Annotated in this window: 14 protein-coding genes and 1 pseudogene; 5 read left to right on the plus strand and 10 right to left on the minus strand. The window is 41.0% G+C overall.

The annotated features are described in order from the left end of the window. Positions 1 to 2,847 carry a type VI secretion system Vgr family protein gene (locus SOI76_RS18045; protein ID WP_104080435.1) on the minus strand — a complete coding sequence of 949 codons (2,847 nt, stop codon included), beginning with the start codon at positions 2,845 to 2,847 and terminating at the stop codon, positions 1 to 3. A 261-nt stretch (positions 2,848 to 3,108) separates the two neighbouring features. On the opposite strand from SOI76_RS18045, the gene SOI76_RS18050 reads away from it, so the two are divergent. The 3 genes from SOI76_RS18050 to SOI76_RS18060 all read left to right on the plus strand — a co-directional run bounded on the left by SOI76_RS18050 (position 3,109) and on the right by SOI76_RS18060 (position 5,337). Then, positions 3,109 to 3,801, plus strand: coding sequence for a tetratricopeptide repeat protein (locus tag SOI76_RS18050; protein WP_104080434.1), 693 nt, complete (start codon positions 3,109 to 3,111; stop codon positions 3,799 to 3,801). A 688-nt stretch (positions 3,802 to 4,489) separates the two neighbouring features. Continuing rightward, a complete protein-coding gene (locus SOI76_RS18055) occupies positions 4,490 to 4,774 on the plus strand; it encodes a hypothetical protein (protein WP_104080433.1) in 285 nt (94 codons plus the stop codon). 221 nt (positions 4,775 to 4,995) lie between these two features. Further along, positions 4,996 to 5,337 (plus strand): hypothetical protein, encoded by a 342-nt coding sequence (locus SOI76_RS18060; protein WP_104080432.1) that lies wholly within the window; start codon positions 4,996 to 4,998, stop codon positions 5,335 to 5,337. Positions 5,338 to 5,581: 244 nt separating this feature from the next. Here SOI76_RS18060 and SOI76_RS18065 read toward each other — a convergent pair whose 3' ends face one another. The 8 genes from SOI76_RS18065 to ydhC all read right to left on the minus strand — a co-directional run bounded on the left by SOI76_RS18065 (position 5,582) and on the right by ydhC (position 14,765). After that, positions 5,582 to 6,082 (minus strand): NUDIX hydrolase, encoded by a 501-nt coding sequence (locus tag SOI76_RS18065; RefSeq protein ID WP_104080431.1) that lies wholly within the window; start codon positions 6,080 to 6,082, stop codon positions 5,582 to 5,584. A 267-nt stretch (positions 6,083 to 6,349) separates the two neighbouring features. Next, on the minus strand, positions 6,350 to 6,925 hold the full coding sequence (locus SOI76_RS18070) for a DUF4126 domain-containing protein (protein ID WP_104080430.1): 576 nt from the start codon (positions 6,923 to 6,925) through the stop codon (positions 6,350 to 6,352). 123 nt (positions 6,926 to 7,048) lie between these two features. Continuing rightward, positions 7,049 to 7,183 (minus strand): zinc ribbon-containing protein, encoded by a 135-nt coding sequence (locus SOI76_RS18075; RefSeq protein ID WP_001983336.1) that lies wholly within the window; start codon positions 7,181 to 7,183, stop codon positions 7,049 to 7,051. A gap of 327 nt (positions 7,184 to 7,510) precedes the next feature. Continuing rightward, positions 7,511 to 9,070, minus strand: coding sequence for a DUF4365 domain-containing protein (locus SOI76_RS18080; RefSeq protein ID WP_104080429.1), 1,560 nt, complete (start codon positions 9,068 to 9,070; stop codon positions 7,511 to 7,513). 84 nt (positions 9,071 to 9,154) lie between these two features. Then, positions 9,155 to 11,761 carry a Fe/S-dependent 2-methylisocitrate dehydratase AcnD gene (acnD, locus tag SOI76_RS18085; protein WP_014208069.1) on the minus strand — a complete coding sequence of 869 codons (2,607 nt, stop codon included), beginning with the start codon at positions 11,759 to 11,761 and terminating at the stop codon, positions 9,155 to 9,157. Then, entirely contained in the window at positions 11,761 to 12,918 is a 1,158-nt protein-coding gene (prpC, locus tag SOI76_RS18090; protein WP_032041215.1) for a 2-methylcitrate synthase, read from the minus strand. The genes acnD and prpC overlap by 1 nt, the downstream gene beginning before the upstream one ends. 259 nt (positions 12,919 to 13,177) lie before the next feature. Then, entirely contained in the window at positions 13,178 to 14,062 is an 885-nt protein-coding gene (prpB, locus tag SOI76_RS18095) for a methylisocitrate lyase (protein ID WP_005071840.1), read from the minus strand. After that, entirely contained in the window at positions 14,055 to 14,765 is a 711-nt protein-coding gene (ydhC, locus tag SOI76_RS18100) for a GntR family transcriptional regulator (protein WP_001153627.1), read from the minus strand. The genes prpB and ydhC overlap by 8 nt, the downstream gene beginning before the upstream one ends. Before the next feature lie 45 nt (positions 14,766 to 14,810). Here ydhC and SOI76_RS18105 point away from each other — a divergent pair. Together SOI76_RS18105 and tyrB are read left to right on the plus strand one after the other, a co-directional pair. Continuing rightward, positions 14,811 to 14,945: pseudogene (locus SOI76_RS18105) on the plus strand (hypothetical protein). A 335-nt stretch (positions 14,946 to 15,280) separates the two neighbouring features. Beyond that, entirely contained in the window at positions 15,281 to 16,495 is a 1,215-nt protein-coding gene (gene tyrB / locus SOI76_RS18110) for an aromatic amino acid transaminase (protein WP_104080428.1), read from the plus strand. Between the two features lie 48 nt (positions 16,496 to 16,543). Here the strand turns inward: tyrB and dld are convergent, their stop codons facing one another. Further along, on the minus strand, positions 16,544 to 18,250 hold the full coding sequence (gene dld / locus SOI76_RS18115) for a D-lactate dehydrogenase (RefSeq protein WP_205668466.1): 1,707 nt from the start codon (positions 18,248 to 18,250) through the stop codon (positions 16,544 to 16,546). Positions 18,251 to 18,381: the final 131 nt, after the last annotated feature.

The following is an 18,381-nucleotide window of genomic DNA, read 5'->3' on the forward strand; positions in this document are numbered from 1 at the left end:
TTATTTTCCTACCGAACTCATTTTATTAGCTACCTGTTCTAACTTTGCTTCCCAATTCTCAGTAATACGCTCACTTTCTCTCATTACAGATTTATAACCTATGATTCTTTCTTTACTCTCTGTCACTACTTGTTCAGTAAAACCTTGATTATCAGTAATACCTTGCTTTATTAAATTATTTTTTGAATCATGGATAAAATATTTATATCCTTGGAAATTTCTACCATCTGCTTTAAATAATTGATATTGAGCAGAATACGGAGATTGAGCAAACTCCAATTTAGGCAATGCAGGAACATTAGCATTCGCACTCCCGCCTCCCATAAACAAATGCTGCCCAGCCTTCACTTCAAATTTACCGCTGGTGGTCATAAAAATACCTGAACCAGTAATTTTGACTTGAGAGCCGCCTGCGGTGAGTACAATTTCTTTGGCTGCTGTCGCCTCAATTTTGTCTTCTGCTGAAATAATCTGAACAGCTTTACGGGCAATTAAATCTGCACCATCGCCTTGTGCTTGTATCTCAACTTTGCCTTTGCCTGCATAGAGTCTTGCACCTTCTTGAGCCGCAAAAAGGCTAATTTTATTTTGGGCATGCGCGATTAAATTCTTTTGGGTAGACAGATTAATGCTATCACCAGCAGTTTGGTTTATCTGGCCATCTGCGCTTAAATGAATGTCTTCGTTACTACTCAGCGCGACACTATTCGGACTTGCCAACAACATAATCGCCTCTTTAAAGGTTTTGGCTTTTGCGTTGTCTTGCTGCTCAAGTTTTTCAATAAACGACTTTAGGTTTTCTAAATTTTCTAACGGGTCAGTTTGCTGATTTTTAGCGACTTCACTGAGTGCCTTGGCATTGTTGAGGCCACCTTCGATTTGTTGTTTGGCCTCATTTGCATCAAGATGTACACCTTGAGCTTGGTCCTGTTTATGGGTACTAACGAGTAAGCCACTACCCGCTCTGACTGCACCCCACTGGTCAGTTCTGAGTTCAAAGCCTTCACCACGACCTTCACTTTCCGCCTTGTCTTTTGGATGGCTTAAGTTACCGAGGTTTAATTGGCTTGCGGCATGGCTGCTTTGTAGCTGGGCACTGATTTGGCCTGTAGTGTCATCAAAACGGAGTTGGTTAAAACCTTTACCATCCACTTCTTCGGAGCGAATACCACTGAGTTTTTTAGTGTCGGGTAGCTGACCTTTCTGATCGAACTGGGTTGGATACCGTTCAGCTTCATGAATACGCCCCACCACAAATGGGCGGTCAATATTGCCGTCAAAGAAATCGATGGCAACAATCTCACCGACACGTGGTAAGAAGCGTGCGCCATAGCCTGCGCCTGCCCAAGGGGTGAGTACATCGACCCAAGCGGAGTCAGTGTCATTGTCGTTACTTCCTGCTCCACCGTCATGGCTATGATCATCAGCTCGGGTAAACAGGAAACGGACTTTTATGCGCCCCCACTGGTCGACATGAATGTTTTCGCCCTCTAATCCAACCACTCTAGCGCGCTGCGGGTAAGCAGCTGGTCGATGTTCTAGCGGGTTATATTCAGGCACAGCTTTAATGTTGCGTCGAACCACGTTCAACTCAGCATAGTGGCGCTGCTCAGGGTTTTGGCTATCGAGTTGGGCTGCCTTGAGCTTGTCTTTTGGTAATAGTCGCTCAAGTTGCTGTTGTAATTCTTTGGGTAAATTATTTTGGTTGTAGTAATGCTTGCTTAAGATTAAGAATTCTTTATCAGCACTGTCATGCTGGTCGAGTTCAGGATGCTCATTGAGTTCAAACCAGTAACCGACCTGTGCATCACGGACGTTACCTGAAACGGTAAATTGTTTAGAAGTTAGGTGATGGTAAGCATTCATATGCTGGTTAAGCTGTTCAATCTGGCTATTGCCTGAAGCTGTAGCTTGGTCTTCGCCTTTTAGGTCCTGCATCCAAGCAGGGCTAACATGCCATGCATCTTCAAGGTTTAGGCTAGCATTATCATAGTTTTCGCTGTGCTTTTGCGTGCCTTGTACGCTGCCGCTACCTTCTTCTTGTTGTAGGGCATCGGCTTGCCAGCGTTGCACATGAACCGAAGTCGGCTGTAAGCGGCGCTCTGCCTTGACTTGGGTAATGGTATCAAACTGTTCTGTAGCACTGCTGCGCTGGTAGCGGAGGCTACGACGTTCAAGCGCTTGATAGTTTTGGTTATCATCAATTAAACGTAAGACTTGTGGCTGAATGGAAGCATTCGGGTCAGCGACAAAAAGTTGCGATTCATCGACCAGCCAGTTAATGCCTTCACTACGCCATAAACGGGTTAAAAAGTCATAATCACTTTCGTTTGACTGCATCACAAATGGACGTACATCGTAGTCTTTGGTTAAGCCAGATGTATCAAGCGTTAAGCTTGCGGCAAATAACAGGCTTTTGCCTTGCCATTCTTTAAACAGAATTTCGCTAATATCGCGCACGCTTTTGTTCATAAACACACGGCTATTACGGCGTTTATGCCAAAGTGCAGTTGGGTCTTTTAAGGTTAAGGTATAAATGGTGAGTGAACCGTCGCTTTGCCCTTGGCTCGCTTCGGTAATAATGCCCGTAGTTCTAAAAAACTGGCCTGTGTCAGTGACCTGATCGACAGCAACCTGACAGCCAATAAATTGTTTTAATGCAATATGTGCGTTGGTCGATAGACACAGTAATTCAGCAACGCTACCTTGGTTGAGGGTATGTTCGCCCTCGATGCGTTGCAAGAAAACTTGCTGATTTAAAGACTGATTTGAGAATTGGATATGAACAGCGCGATTTTGTGAAACAAGGCCTAAACGCTCCAATATACTCGACACACTCATCTGCATTTTTATTATCAATCAAACTTATATTTAGGCCGCATTTTAATTAAAAAAAGACTAATCTGTCTATCTATACTCATTTTCAAAATGTAACTAGTCTAAATATGCAGTTTTAGGTTAATTTCTTATTAAATAGGTATTTAAACCGTAAAATCAGATCATTTTAAAGTGCTATAAATCAGCCAAATGTATTTAATATTTTTCTTTCACATTCAAATAGATATCAAATAAAACAACTACTCAAATTAATAAAATTCAGGATGAGATATGAAAATACAAAAGTCTGCTTTTTATATATTTACGGTGATTTTCTCTCTTCATTCTTCAGCATTTGCTGAACCGAGTGTGGCCGATATTCAATATCGTGCAGAGCAAGGGCAATCCGTTGCTCAATATCATCTTGGCATGATGCTTTTAAGCGGCGAACAAGGCATTGTTAAAAATTATGAACAAGCGTTTAAATGGCTAACTGCGGCTGACCAAAATGGAAGTGTAGGTGCAAAATATAGTTTAGGGATGATGTATTACACAGGCACGGGCGTCGAAAAAGATGCCAAGCGCGCTTTTGATTATTTTACTAAGGCTGCGGCCAAGGACCATGCGAAAGCGCAATATAACTTAGGGGTGCTATATGACAGAGGTGAAGGAACTGCGCAAGATTATAGAAAGGCGTTTGAATGGTTCAGTCGTGCTGCCAAGCAAGGCTACCCACCCGCAGAATATAATTTAGCTCATCTATATAAAAAAGGTCACGGCGTTTCACAAAGCGATGAGCAAGCCCTTAAGTGGTACACCAAAGCGGCTGAGCATAATGAAAGCGATGCTCAGTACAACTTAGCCCAGATGTATTTAAATGGTGAAGGCACGCCGAAAAACCTACAACTGGCAAAGAATTGGTTTCAGCAAGCTGCCGATGCAGGCGATGTAGATGCTAAAGAAATGCTTAAAAGTTTAGAATAAAGTAGCCATCTCTATAATATTTTATTTATAAGATGATGAATCTCTATTATTAACAATATTACACTTACAACTTATTTTATTATTTATTTTTTCTAAATAAATTTAAATATTAATTCTATTATTTTAAAAATACATTTAGTTTTATTATTAAATCAAAAATATTTTAAATATTAAATTGACGTAATTAAAATCACCGATTATTATTTCGTTGCTGGCCACATTGCCAGTCGGTTTTGACAGACCGCGAATAACAAAGACGATATGCAAAATTCTTATTTTGTGTGTCGGGAACTCGTTCGCCCCCTTTTTCTCTATGGTAGGGCGGAAGGGGGACACCTTTGTGTGTGCTGGTTCCTTTGTTTCCAGTCTGTCAACCCTCTTTCGTTCTACCACCATAAATTAATTCGCGGTAATCTGGTGGTAGGACTCCATAAATTATAAGGAGTTGACCATGACATTTTTCAAACTTATTCCCTCTCCTGCTTAATCATTTTATTTATTTAAAATTTGGTTTTTCTACACCCTATTTTTAAATTTATAAATTATTTTTATTTTAAAATTTTAAAATTTTAATTATTTTATTTTCCTAAATTTACTGGAGGATTAATTATTACCTAAAATTTATTTAAAACTTAAAACTAATTATATTTTTATTCTACTCATAGATATAAATCATTATGAGAATAATATGACAATTTATAAACCTCTTTTGGCTTTAAGTTTGGTTCTAGGTAGTTTGGGTATTTCGGGTTGTTACTTACACACTCAGCAGGAGTTTGAAAAAATTTGCCTGACGAGTGGGCACAGCAAACCCAGTTGTGAATGTATTTATCAGCGACTTGAACAAACCTACTCTCCTAAGCTGATGCAGCGCCTAGAACATATCAGTTTGCAAAGTCCTGTTCTCCCACGGGACTTTGCCCCTACTTTTTTCAGCGTCATGCAGCGGTGTGACAAAAGTAGTCAGGGCTAAGCGTTTGGCTTAGCTCCTTTATCTCTGTGCTGCAATAGTTTATTACTTTAAATCAGCGCAAAAAATTAAAGTCTGTTGTGGCACAGAGGCCTAAAGAAAAATATTTTTAAGAAATTTGAACTCTTATAGCTTAGATATTTCTATACTCAGCTCGTTTTTAACGATAACGTCATGTTTAATAAATAGTATTTTTTATCATTAATATCATAGAGCTAATAAAAATGAGCTTTTATACAGAACTACAAGTCCGTTATACAGATTTTGACACGATTGATTTATCTACTGAAAAGCAAGAGATCCTAGAAATATTAAAGGAGGATTCAATCCACGAAGATGTTTATGGTAATTTAGTAGATGCCTTTTCTGATGGTCAGGCAGGCCTTAATGTCGATCCCGTTTATTGCTTACAACTCATAGAAAAAATTACCGCTCTATTTCCAAATGCAAATTTTGAATGTCGAGGGTTAGGAGAAGAGTATTTCTATACGTGGATCCTCTGTGTTGAAAATGGCCAGATTATTTTTAGCAGCAAGCCTTGGGAAACTGAAAACCCTTTTATATAAGGATAACCCTACCCATTTTTGTACGCTTTAACTTACAAACTTTTAGGGATTTTGCGGATTGGCGACACCCTACTTTTTTCCTATGATGAGTTCATACAGGAACAGGATGTTCCGGAACACAAAACAACAATAATAGGTTCAAGCACCAGGAACGTGAGATACGACAGGAGTCATATCTAGCAACCAAATACGAAAAAGCTCGACAGGATGTCGGGCTTTTTTTATGTCTGAATATTAGGAGATTTTAGGGGTTAAAAATCTCAGGTAGACTCTCTGCAAGAATTTTAGGAATGTTGTTTGGATAAACAATCTCATCTGTTTGGCTTAACTCATCAAACGTCCACCAACGGCTTTTACTAATCACAAGCTTTTCTTGTTCAGTCCAGTTTGCTGTATTCACTTCTTCATTTTTAATAAAAACAATAAAAAGCCTTTCATCAGAAATCACAACTTCCGCACTCGGTAACATCATTTCAAAATTGCGTGTTGCAACATGAGTACCTACGTTTTGCCTGACTAGACCTAACTCTTCATAAAGCTCTCGGCAAGCTGCTTGCTCGAAGGTTTCCCCTTCTTCAAGCCCGCCACCTACGGTTGCCCAATATGATTGTCCAGCCAAAGCATCATTTGTATGAGTAAACTGAAATAACAAAATTTGATGATTTTCATTAAGAACTAATAGTCTTGAAGATTTTCTAATACGCATTTGATTTTTTCTTAAAGTAATAAGGTGGCTATTATTCATATTCATTTTAAAAAGTTAAATCATTTCTCAATGTACGTTTTATCCTACAAACTTTTAAGGATTTTGCGGATTGGCGACCCCTCTCTTTTTTCCTAATATGAACTCATACAGGAACAGGATGTTCCGGAACACAAAACAACAATAATAGGTTCAAGCACCAGGAGCGTGAGATACGACAGGAGTCATATCTAGTACCCAAATACGAAAAAGCCCAACAGGATGTTGGGCTTTTTTTATTGCTCTTTAAAAATGATGTTTAGGCTAAACCTATAGAGGACTATGCGCCTGTTGTTGCTTTTTATGACGGATCCAACGCACTACCCAGATAACTGCAATCAGCACCACTACCGCAACAAGTGCAGGCACTAACATGGCCGAAACCGAAAGTAAGATTGCTCCAATCCATTCACCTGTCGCAACGACAAAGTTCCCTAATCCACCTGTGGTTGCAGTTGAAACACCACGTGCAGCAACGGTACTCATTTGCACCACACCAGCCGTACCACCGCCCACAATAATCGCTGCCGCCCAACTAGCAAACTGAGACATTTCTCCACTACTCACCGCCATGGTCGCTAACGTACCCGCAATCATCGCCGCAGGGGTTGCGACTGTGTCTAAGGCATTATCGACCCATGGAATATAATAGGCTGCAACTTCACACACCGTTGCCACACCTAAAGCCAAACACACCGATGGCAGAGCTAACCATTCAAAACCTTTTGATGGCTCAAACCATCCCATCATGGTTGCAACGCTCATCACCAGTAGCGGCACGAACACGCGAAAACCGCAGGCAGCGCTCAGCCCCACGCCAATACATAAACCCAATATTGTTTCCATAACGGTTTCCTTTTTCATGCCCATCGCGGGTCTTGTTATGTAAGTCTTATTTTTAAATTAACAAAAAGCCCCATCGGGTGACAGGGCTTTTTGTTAAATGCGAACGCAAATATTATTTCATTCTTAACGTTTAAATTGTGTGCAGTAGCATTTCGTGCAAGGTGGTAAAGGGTCAGTGTTAATTTCTAAAAACACTCGATGTCCGCACTGAGCACAGAAATAGAAGCCTGTTCCGGGTTTTTCGCCAGCTGTTACCATGATTACATTCCTATAATCGTATATATATTAAACAGGAATATAACCCAGTTAAGGTGAATGTCAATTGTCCATTTCGCCCAATGATGATGGCATAAATGCAAAAAATGTTATTTGTACGATTTATCTTACACAGATTTAGGGATTTAGCGGATTGGCTGTCCCCTGCTTTTTTTCTAATATGAACTCATACAGGAACAGGATGTTCCGGAACATAAAACAACAATAATAGGTTCATGCATCAGGATCGTGAGATACGACAGGAGTCATATCTAGCAACCAAATACGAAAAAGCCCGACAGGATGTCGGGCTTTTTTTATGTTTTTATTTTATACAACATCTGTATCCCAGTTATAGAAAACGTCGTATTCATCTGCATATTTACTTATCGTATTTTGTATTACTCTACTAATTTCTTCATTAATATTTTCATTACTTCGAGTAAATATAAGAGTTCTTTCTATCATTAGTTCACCTTTATCAATCCTAAATTTATTTTTTGATATTTTCTCAGGTTTACCAATAATTGTTAGAATTGCTCCTATGGCATGACTACCTAATCTGCAAAATATAGCCGAAGTCGAGGTTGTTTTCTCAAATTCGAATATGTGATTACTGTCTACCTCACACTCGACTCTAAAATCACACTTATTTGTTTTAGTAAGTATAGTATGGAACTGTTCAATTTCTTCTCTATAATTATATAACTCCTGAATAGAAATAAATATTTCATCATAAATTTTGCTTTGAAAACATATTTCTAATGCCTTATTCAATAGATCATCAAATATACTTAACTCTCTTTTTATAAATTTACTTTTAGATGAAGAAACTACAGTTTCAAAATTTTCTATAATTAGTTCAATAATGAATTCTTGGTTATCTCTGCTCATCAATTCAATTAAGCCAATAGCATCTTTTAGTTTCTTTAACTCAAATCTCCTATCTTCACCTAAGTTAAACTTATAATTAGATTGTTCTTTATATGGCTCAAAAGTCATATCAAAGAAATCGCCAACAACTCGAAATTTTGAAAATTTCCTAAATTCATTAAAACTAAAAGGTGAGTTATAAAAATCTATATCAAAAACTAAGCCAGTAGAGAGACTATCTTCTTTAAATCTAATTTTTCCTTTTTTTGGTGGTTGCACACCCAAACTTAGCTTTGCTTTAGGTATTTCAAAATTCGACTTTTTAGATGGGATACCAAATCGCTTTTCAATATTAACTAAATTTTGGACATCTAAATCCTCTTCTAATCCTAAAGAAACATCAATGATTCTCTGAATGCCCTCTTCACCTTCAAGAGAAAATTGAACTGTTCCATACCCATCTTCAAAACCACACTCTTGTAAATATTTATTTTTACTAGCTATGTAATCAGAATAGTTTTCACCGATATATTTCAACAAATTTTGTTTTAGATTTTCCCCATCTAATTTTTCAAGCCTGTGCTGTTCACTATAAGTAAGAGTAATTGTCTTTTTATTTAAATCCTTATTTTTTTCACTTTGTTCTATTTGATGAACTCTTTTAAGAATTTTATAAACCAACTCATTATCTATATGTAAAACAAATGCATTTTGTGCTTCATTCTTCCCATCAAATTCTAGAAAAACGTAAAATGCTGGCATTTGCACAGTTGCCATCCGTCTAAGATTTGATACTGTAATAGCGAGTTTTCTATCCTTTTTATCTGTTGCTTTAACTTGAACTTTACATTCAAAAGCTGATTTATGTAATTCATGAGTAGTTATATTTGAAGATATTGGGAATTCTACATAGTAGTCCCATCCTGTTTTATCAATTGCTGAACCATTAGCAATTAATCCAACTTGAGCACACCACATTGCAAAGGTGCTTTCACCTAATTGTCCTAAATCTCGCATATACACTCAAATATAAGCTATAAAAAACCCCATCATCAAGATAGGGCTTTTTTTGAACAATATCAACAATGTTTAACTAAAGTATCAAGCCACTTGGCCTTCTAAAAAGTCTTGCGCAAAACGCTGTAATACACCACCCGCTTCATATACAGAAACTTCTTCTTCTGTATCTAAACGGCAAGTCACAGGCACTTCAAGAATCTCTTCTTTACCATCCGCTGTGGCGCGTTCAATCACTAAAGTTAAAGTCGAACGCGGTGCGATATTACCAATCACGCTATAAAGCTCTGTACCATCTAGCTTCAAAGTTTTGCGGTTTACACCCGGTTTAAACTCGAGTGGTAACACGCCCATACCCACCAAGTTAGTACGGTGAATACGCTCAAAACCTTCTGCCACAATCGCTTCAACACCTGCAAGGCGTACACCTTTTGCAGCCCAGTCACGGCTTGAACCCTGACCGTAGTCGGCACCCGCGATAATAATTAACGGCTGTTTACGGTTCATGTAGGTTTCAATCGCTTCCCACATACGCATCACTTCACCTTCTGGCTCTACACGCGCTTTTGAACCTTGCTTAATGGTGCCGTCTGAACGAACCACCATTTCGTTATAGAGTTTCGGGTTGGCAAATGTTGCACGTTGTGCAGTCAAATGGTCACCACGATGGGTTGCGTATGAGTTGAAGTCTTCTTCTGGTACGCCCATTTTGTGAAGGTATTCACCCGCAGCCGAGTCCATCAAAATCGCGTTTGAAGGCGACAAGTGGTCGGTGGTGATGTTGTCACCCAAAATCGCAAGCGGACGCATGTTCGCCAAAGTGCGTGGTGCAGCCAACGCCCCTTCCCAATATGGTGGACGGCGGATGTAAGTACTTTGCGGACGCCAGTCGTAAAGTGGGCTTTTCGCTTGCTCAACTTCGCCTAAGTCAAACATTGGAATGTAGACTTTACGGAACTGTTCAGGCTTCACGGCTTCTTTAACTAAGGCATCAATTTCAGCGTCAGATGGCCAAATGTCTTTGAGGTAAATCGGGTTACCTTCTTTGTCATGACCTAACGCATCTTTTTCGATGTCAAAACGAATCGTACCTGCAATTGCATATGCCACAACAAGCGGTGGAGATGCTAAGAACGCTTGTTTTGCATATGGATGGATACGGCCATCGAAGTTACGGTTACCAGAGAGTACTGCAGTTGCGTACAAGTCACGGTCAATAATTTCTTGTTGAATGACCGGATCTAACGCACCAGACATACCGTTACAAGTGGTACAAGCATAAGCCACAATACCAAAACCAAGTTGCTCTAAATCTTTTAGAACACCCGCTTCTTCAAGGTAAAGTGCAGCCGCTTTTGAACCCGGTGCAAATGATGATTTCACCCAAGGCTTACGGACTAAACCTAGCTCATTTGCCTTACGTGCCAACAAACCTGCCGCCACGGTGTTACGTGGGTTAGAAGTATTGGTACATGAAGTAATGGCAGCAATAATGATTGCACCATCTGGCATTAAGCCATCAGAGCGGTTTTCAACAACGCCCGCAATGCCTTTTTCTTTTAGGTCGGCAGTTGAAACACGTGCATGTGGATTTGATGGACCAGCAATGTTACGTGTGACTGTCGATAGATCAAAACGAAGTACGCGTGGGTACTCTGCTTTGGTCATGTCAGAAGCCCAAAGGCCAATTTCTTTTGCGTACTGTTCAACCAATGCCACTTGAGCATCTTCACGCCCTGTTAAGCGTAAGTAGTCGATTGTGTTTTGGTCGATGTAGAACATTGCAGCCGTAGCGCCATATTCTGGTGTCATGTTCGAAATGGTTGCACGGTCGCCCACAGACATGCTGTCAGCGCCTTCACCAAAGAACTCAAGGTATGCACCGACTACGCGCTCTTTACGCAAGAACTCAGTTAAGGCAAGTACGATATCTGTTGCAGTAATGCCTGCTTGACGCTGACCTACAAACTCAACACCAATAATGTCTGGCAGACGCATCCAAGATGCACGGCCCAACATTACGTTTTCAGCTTCTAAGCCACCAACACCCACAGAAATTACGCCCAAAGCGTCTGTATGTGGCGTGTGTGAGTCTGTACCAACGCAAGTGTCTGGGAATGCTACGCCATCACGCGCCTGAATCACCGGAGACATTTTCTCTAGGTTAATCTGGTGCATAATGCCGTTCCCCGCAGGGATCACATCGACATTTTTAAATGCAGTTTTGGTCCACTCAATAAAGTGGAAACGGTCTTCGTTACGACGGTCTTCAACAGCACGGTTTTTTGCAAAAGCGTCTGGGTCAGCACCACCGTATTCCACTGCTAAAGAGTGGTCAACAATAAGCTGAGTCGGCACAACAGGGTTGACTTTAGATGGGTCACCACCTTTGTCAGCAATCGCATCACGTAAGCCTGCAAGGTCAACCAATGCAGTTTGGCCTAGGATGTCATGACACACCACGCGCGCAGGATACCAAGGAAAGTCCAAGTCCTGACGGCGTTCAATTAACTGCGTTAAATAAGCAGTTAAGTTCTCGGCATCGGCACGACGTACCAATTGCTCTGCGAGTACTTTAGAGGTGTAAGGCAGTTTTTCGTATGCGCCTGGCTGAATATCTTCAACGGCTTGACGCACGTCGTAATATTCAAGCTGGGTACCTGCCAGCGGTTTACGGTATTTTGTGTTCATTAACCACGCTCCGCCAATGGTTTAAATTCAAGGTTTTCAGGGCCTGTATAGTTCGCGCTTGGACGAATGATTTTGCCGTCTTGACGTTGTTCAATCACGTGCGCTGACCAACCTGCTGTACGTGCAATCACGAACAATGGTGTGAACATTGCAGTTGGAACACCCATTAAGTGGTAGCTCACCGCACTGAACCAGTCGAGGTTCGGGAACATGTTTTTCACTTCTTTCATCACTGCTTCTAAACGCTCAGCGATGAGGTACATTTTGGTGTTCTCTTGTGCTTCAGCCAAGTCGTGCGCAACTTTCTTGATCACTTCGTTACGTGGGTCAGAAACTGTATATACAGGGTGACCAAAACCGATCACAACTTCTTTATTTTCAACACGCTTACGGATATCAGCTTCAGCTTCGTCTGCGTTGTCATAACGTTGTTGAATCACGAATGCAACTTCGTTCGCACCACCATGTTTAGGTCCACGAAGTGCGCCAATACCGCCAGTAATTGCCGAGTACATGTCAGAGCCTGTACCTGCAACCACACGTGATGTAAATGTTGATGCGTTGAACTCATGCTCAGCGTACAAAATCAGAGATGTATGCATTGCTTGAATCCATTCTTCAGATGGTTTTTCGCCATGAAGTAAATGTAAGAAATGCGCTGCAATTGAGTCGTCATCAGTTTCAGTTTCAATACGACGTCCGTTGTTGCTGAAGTGGTACCAATAAAGCAGCATTGAGCCTAGGCTTGCCATTAATTTGTCAGCAATGTCTTTTGCGCCCGCTTCGTTGTGGTCTTCGTGTTCTGGCGTTAAACAACCTAAAACTGAAACACCTGTACGCATCACATCCATTGGGTGTGCAGATGGTGGTAATTGTTCAAGTGCAGTTTTAAGAGCTGCTGGTAAGCCACGAAGTGCTTTTAATTTTGCTTTATACGCTTTGAGTTCAGCTTTGTTTGGTAGTTTGCCATGTACGAGCAAGTGAGCAACTTCTTCAAACTGGCTACCCGCTGCAAGGTCAAGAATGTCATAGCCACGATAGTGCAAGTCATTACCGCTACGTCCTACGGTACACAGTGCTGTGTTTCCTGCAACTTGTCCGCTAAGTGCAACTGATTTTTTTGGTTTGAAGCCTGTTGTTGTTTCATTTGAGCTCATAGAATCATCCTTTATATCAACCAGAATTTGTTGTTTGTTCAATTTTTACTTGGGTGAAAACGCGACAGCGTCTTGCCGAGTTCTCATCCAATTTTTAGTTTAACCTGCCGTTCGCCTTACTTTTCACGGATGAAAAGTAAGCAAAAATCCTTGTTGGTCTGACGATATATCCCTATATCGCAGTCCAACATAGCGGCATCCATGCCGCCCTCACGATAGCCAAGACCATCGCTTCCCCTTCTTTTAAAAGAGGGCTTATTTATTTCTTTTTAGCAAATGCGTTGTCTAAGTAGTCTTCAAACGCATAGTAGTTAATGCGTTCATATAACTCTTTACGCGTTTGCATAATATCAATCACGTTCTTTTGCGTGCCTTCTTTACGTAAGGTTTCATACACAGTTTCGGCTGCTTTGTTCATGGCACGGAAAGCAGAAAGCGGATAAAGCGCAAGGCTTACATCGGCAGATGCTAACTCTTCTGTGGTAAACAGTGGTGTAGAACCAAACTCGGTAATGTTTGCCAAAATCGGTGCGCCTGTCTTCTGAGCAAATTGCTTGTACATATCAAGCTCAGTAATTGCTTCAGGGAACAACATGTCTGCACCCGCTTCGATGTAGGCACCTGCACGGTCAATGGCAGCTTGTAAGCCATCTACAGCCAATGCATCGGTACGCGCCATAATCACGAAGCTGTCATCACCACGCGCATCAACCGCTGCTTTAATACGGTCAACCATTTCTTCTTGAGTCACAATGGCTTTGTTCGGACGGTGACCACAACGTTTTGCGCCCACTTGGTCTTCAATGTGCATTGCCGCTGCACCAAACTTGATCAGTGCTTTTGTAGTACGAGCAATGTTAAATGCAGAAGCACCAAAACCTGTGTCCGCATCGACCAATAATGGAAGATCACATACATCGGTAATACGGCGTACGTCTGTCAACACATCATCAAGGTTACTAATTCCCAAATCAGGTAAGCCTAAAGAACCAGCGGCTACACCACCACCTGATAAGTAAATCGCTTTATAACCTGCACGTTTTGCCAAAAGTGCATGATTGGCGTTGATGGTTCCAACCACTTGTAATGGCTTTTCTTGGGCTACTGCATCGCGAAATAGCTGACCTGCGGATTGTTTAGCCATTGTTATGTTCTCCTTGTGCTTGTAGCAGTGTTTGCTCAATAATTTTGTAAGAAGCATTGATATGTCGATGCATGAGCAGCTCGGCAAGTTCACCATCGCCTTCTGCAATTGCATCTAAAATACGGATGTGTTCGTCCCAAGCTTTGCTCGGACGATCGGGTGTATTTGAAAACTGAATTCGGTACATACGGATAAGGTGATAAAGCTCATCGCATAGCATTTTTTCTAGGGTTTTATTGCCACTACTTTTGATAATGCAGTAGTGAAAATCGTCCTGCCCTTCTTGCAAGTAATATCCTTTACCTGCTTTAAAGTTTTCATCTTCAGCATGCATACGCAAAACATCACGTAGCGCCAAAATTTGCTTTTTATCAATATGCTGTGCAGCAAGTTTGCAGGCCAAACCTTCTAAAGACGCACGAATTTGGTAAAGCTCTTTAAACTGTTGCAGTGAAAGCGAAACCACGCGCGCGCCTACATGTGCAGTGCGCTCAACCAAACGTTGCCCTTCAAGGCGATGAATCGCTTCACGCAATGGCCCACGACTAATGCCATAAGTGCGCGCCAGTTCAGGCTCAGAAATTTTGCTACCTGCCGGAATTTGACCCAAAACAATCGCCGTCTGTATTTGTTTAAATACATTCTCAGTCAGTGTTCTTCCCTGACTTTGTAGTGGCTCTGGTGCGAAGGTCAAATCTTGCATATTGTCGACAATTTTTAATCAATTATGAGTTTTATAGCGGTATGAATGAAAAAAATCAAGGTGATTGTTGACACTTTATAGAACGCATCAGGTCAATTTTTATCGTTAGACCTGTTACTTCACCTTATATTTAAACCATTAAACCACTTTCCAATTAATATTTATAAAACAGTTATTTAATATTATTTTACCTATAGATTTATGGCACTTTTTTAGCTACTTTTCGACCTCTAATCTTTTGTTTCAAACTTTAGTCTACAACCAATGTATTACAGCAAGATTGTAGACAATCTGCTTGAATGAAAGCACGAGTTAGAAATTAGTTTCTATTTACCGTAATTTCTTTTAAATCTTTTTATCATTTTCATCCAGAAAATATCGATATTAGTGAAATTATCAGGTGCTTCACGGTAGCTTTATTGATACATTATTGAGCATCGACATAGTTGTGGCGTATTTTTCGAGACAGAAAAAACCCAGCACTATGCATATTGTTGAATGAAAGGACTTTTTTGATGTTTCAACATATCCCCCCATACGCAGGCGATCCAATTCTCTCTTTAATGGAACAGTTCAATGCTGATACTCGTTCTGGAAAAGTAAACTTGAGTATTGGTCTTTACTATAACGAAGACAGTATTGTTCCTCAGTTAGAGACCATTATTGAAGCGCAAAAGCGTATCGAGCCTAAAAACGGTAAAACCAAACTTTATTTGCCAATGGAAGGCTTCAAACCTTACCGTGAAGCAATTCAAGCACTTTTATTTGGTGCAAACAGCCCAGCAGTTAAAGCTGGCCGTGCTGTAACCATCCAAACACTTGGTGGTTCAGGTGCATTGAAAGTTGGTGCAGATTTCTTAAAAACTTATTTCCCAAATTCAGACGTTTGGGTAAGCCAACCAACTTGGGATAACCACGTTGCGATTTTCAATGGCGCTGGCATTAAGACTCATTTCTACCCATATTTCGATGCAGAAACGCGTGGTGTAGATTTTGACGGTATGCTTTCTACACTTAAAACTTTGCCTGAGCAAAGCATTGTGTTGTTGCACCCATGCTGCCATAACCCAACGGGTGCTGATTTAAACCCAGCGCAATGGGACCAAGTAATTGCAGTATTAAAAGACCGTAACCTTATTCCATTCCTAGACATCGCTTACCAAGGTTTTGGTGACGGTATGGAAGAAGATGCGTATGCAATCCGTGCTTTAGACCAAGCGGGTCTAAACTTCATTGTGAGCAACTCGTTCTCTAAAATCTTCTCTCTATATGGCGAACGCGTTGGCGGCTTAACTTTCGTATGTGACGATGCAGAAGCTGCTCAGTGCACATTCGGTCAGTTAAAAGCGACTGTACGCCGTATTTACTCTAGCCCTCCTACAACAGGTGCTTGGTTAGTTGATGAAGTGTTAAATGACGCTGAACTTAACCAACAATGGCAAGGCGAAGTGAAAGAGATGCGTGAGCGTATTATCAAAATGCGTAGCATCTTGAAAGATGAACTCACTAAAGCGTTACCAGACCGTGACTTTAGCTACCTTGTAAACCAAAAAGGTATGTTCAGTTACACAGGTTTAACTGCTGAGCAGGTTGATATCTTGCGTGAAGAATATGCAATCTACTTAGTACGTAGTGGCCGTATTTGTGTAGCAGGTTTAAACATGAACAATGTTTACACTGTTGCTAAAGCAGTTGCAGAAGTACTTGCTAAATCAGTAGAAGCAGCATAAGACATCTATTAAAAAAGGCGCTTTGGCGCCTTTTTTTATGTCTCGATATTACGATTTAGCCTTGCCCCAATATTTTAGTTTTGAGGTATGTCCAATACCCACATTAAAGCTGTTGGTTGGGTCGAGTTTTTGGTAGAAATTGGCTAAGGCAGGTTTAGCAATGTAGAGATGCCCGACATTATGCTCTGCCGGATATTCAGCACGGCGCGCATCGAGTAATTTCCACATTTGATGTTCCATTTCTAATGGGTCATGGCCCTTTTTAAGAATATAGTCCTGATGAAAAACATGACAAAAGAAATGCCCATAATAGAGTTTATGGAGGATTTTATTTTCCATCTCGGCTGGTAGTTGCTCTACCCACTCACGGTCATTACGACGTAACGCAATATCAAGCGCCAGAATATCTTCAACTTCACTACGGTGCGTATCACGATAACGAATTGCCGCCCCCGCAATCGCAAAGCGGTGCAAGAACGCCTTTCGGCCTTCTTCTTCGCTACACACGAAATAGCTACCTGACGGATGCACTGCAAAATATTCTTTTAAAAACTGCTCGGTCTGTGCTTTTGAATTATTTTCGACACGTAAAACTAAATGGTGCTCATAACGATCTCGATATTCGGTCATACGCTTAGGCAAATGACTCGGTAAAAAGAAGGTAATCGCCTGTAAAATATGATCCGTTAGGCCTTTAATTTTAAATCGTTCTAAAAAGCCATCGACTTTATCTTTCATCGCAAAAGCTTTGGGAACATTGGCTGTGCCGAACTTTTCAATAAATAAGAACGTGTCTTTTCCGTACTTTTCACCAATTAAATAAGCATCTCGGTGAATATATTCGCCCGCAATCGGCAAGCTTGGTAGTGAAGTGAGCAAATAACGACGAATGGCTGTTAAATCATCGGCATCATTAGTACCTATATAAAAGACATTGCTCTCTACTTTTTCATAGGTATCAAGGCGTACAGCAAACACACAGACTTTACCTGCCGACCCCGAAGCCTCAAACAAACGTGACGGGTCTGCATTAAAACGAGCAGGTGTATCTTCATCAACTTGGGTCACATCGTGGGCATAGCGATGGTCAGACGCCTGTTTTTCGCTGTCATCTAAAATATCTACGGCTTGATATTGCTGCTTCTCTAAACGAGTCAAAATTTCTTCGGGTGTCGAACCTAAATTCACCCCTAAATGGTTCACCAGTTTTAATTGACCAGCAGCATTGACCTGAGCATATAACGCCAGTTCAGTATACGCCGGTCCACGGCGTACCAATGCACCGCCCGAGTTATTACAAACACCGCCTAGTACTGATGCCCCAATACAAGATGAACCAATCACCGAATGAGGTTCACGGTCGTAGCCCTTTAAAATTTGCTCTAAATTATCTAAGGTCGCACCCGGTAAACAAATCACTTGCTTACCATCATGAATAACTTGTATGCCCTTTAATCGGCGTGTACTCATGACCAACACAGGACGGTCATAATCATCGCCATAAGGCGTTGAACCACCGGTCAATCCCGTATTGGCCGCCTGCATAATCACAATACAGTCTGCCTCAATCGCAGCCTGCAACACTTGCCATTGCTCTAGCAAGGTCCCCGGCACCACCACAGCAAGCACTTTCCCCTCACCAAAACGACGACCTTGGCGGTACTGACGCGTACTTTGATCATCGGTCAAAACATAAGAACGCCCTACAATATTCTGTAAACGTTCGATCACTGCTTTAGGAGAAAATGTTTGCATGATGGTTTCCTTTTGGTCATCCATACCACATAGTTTTTTAAAAATCAGAAAAGCTCGACGGAGTTTTTCCGTTTAGAACTAATATTTAAAGTAGCTAATTCCATTACTTTTGTTTTGGCATGAGTAGCGAC

The sequence above is a fragment of the Acinetobacter pittii genome, from assembly GCF_034064985.1.
In the GTDB taxonomy this organism is placed as follows: Bacteria; Pseudomonadota; Gammaproteobacteria; order Pseudomonadales; family Moraxellaceae; genus Acinetobacter; species Acinetobacter pittii_H.

Excerpts from the sequence above, each read along its gene's own strand:
- SOI76_RS18060 (WP_104080432.1), top strand. The coding sequence starts at position 4,996 with ATGAGCTTTTATACAGAACTACAAGTCCGTTATACAGATTTTGACACG.
- SOI76_RS18045 (WP_104080435.1), bottom strand. The coding sequence starts at position 2,847 with ATGCAGATGAGTGTGTCGAGTATATTGGAGCGTTTAGGCCTTGTTTCA.
- SOI76_RS18075 (WP_001983336.1), bottom strand. The coding sequence starts at position 7,183 with ATGGTAACAGCTGGCGAAAAACCCGGAACAGGCTTCTATTTCTGTGCT.
- SOI76_RS18055 (WP_104080433.1), top strand. The coding sequence starts at position 4,490 with ATGACAATTTATAAACCTCTTTTGGCTTTAAGTTTGGTTCTAGGTAGT.
- acnD (WP_014208069.1), bottom strand. The coding sequence starts at position 11,761 with ATGAACACAAAATACCGTAAACCGCTGGCAGGTACCCAGCTTGAATAT.
- dld (WP_205668466.1), bottom strand. The coding sequence starts at position 18,250 with ATGCAAACATTTTCTCCTAAAGCAGTGATCGAACGTTTACAGAATATT.
- prpB (WP_005071840.1), bottom strand. The coding sequence starts at position 14,062 with ATGGCTAAACAATCCGCAGGTCAGCTATTTCGCGATGCAGTAGCCCAA.
- tyrB (WP_104080428.1), top strand. The coding sequence starts at position 15,281 with ATGTTTCAACATATCCCCCCATACGCAGGCGATCCAATTCTCTCTTTA.
- SOI76_RS18080 (WP_104080429.1), bottom strand. The coding sequence starts at position 9,070 with ATGCGAGATTTAGGACAATTAGGTGAAAGCACCTTTGCAATGTGGTGT.
- SOI76_RS18065 (WP_104080431.1), bottom strand. The coding sequence starts at position 6,082 with ATGAATAATAGCCACCTTATTACTTTAAGAAAAAATCAAATGCGTATT.
- prpC (WP_032041215.1), bottom strand. The coding sequence starts at position 12,918 with ATGAGCTCAAATGAAACAACAACAGGCTTCAAACCAAAAAAATCAGTT.
- ydhC (WP_001153627.1), bottom strand. The coding sequence starts at position 14,765 with ATGCAAGATTTGACCTTCGCACCAGAGCCACTACAAAGTCAGGGAAGA.
- SOI76_RS18070 (WP_104080430.1), bottom strand. The coding sequence starts at position 6,925 with ATGGAAACAATATTGGGTTTATGTATTGGCGTGGGGCTGAGCGCTGCC.
- SOI76_RS18050 (WP_104080434.1), top strand. The coding sequence starts at position 3,109 with ATGAAAATACAAAAGTCTGCTTTTTATATATTTACGGTGATTTTCTCT.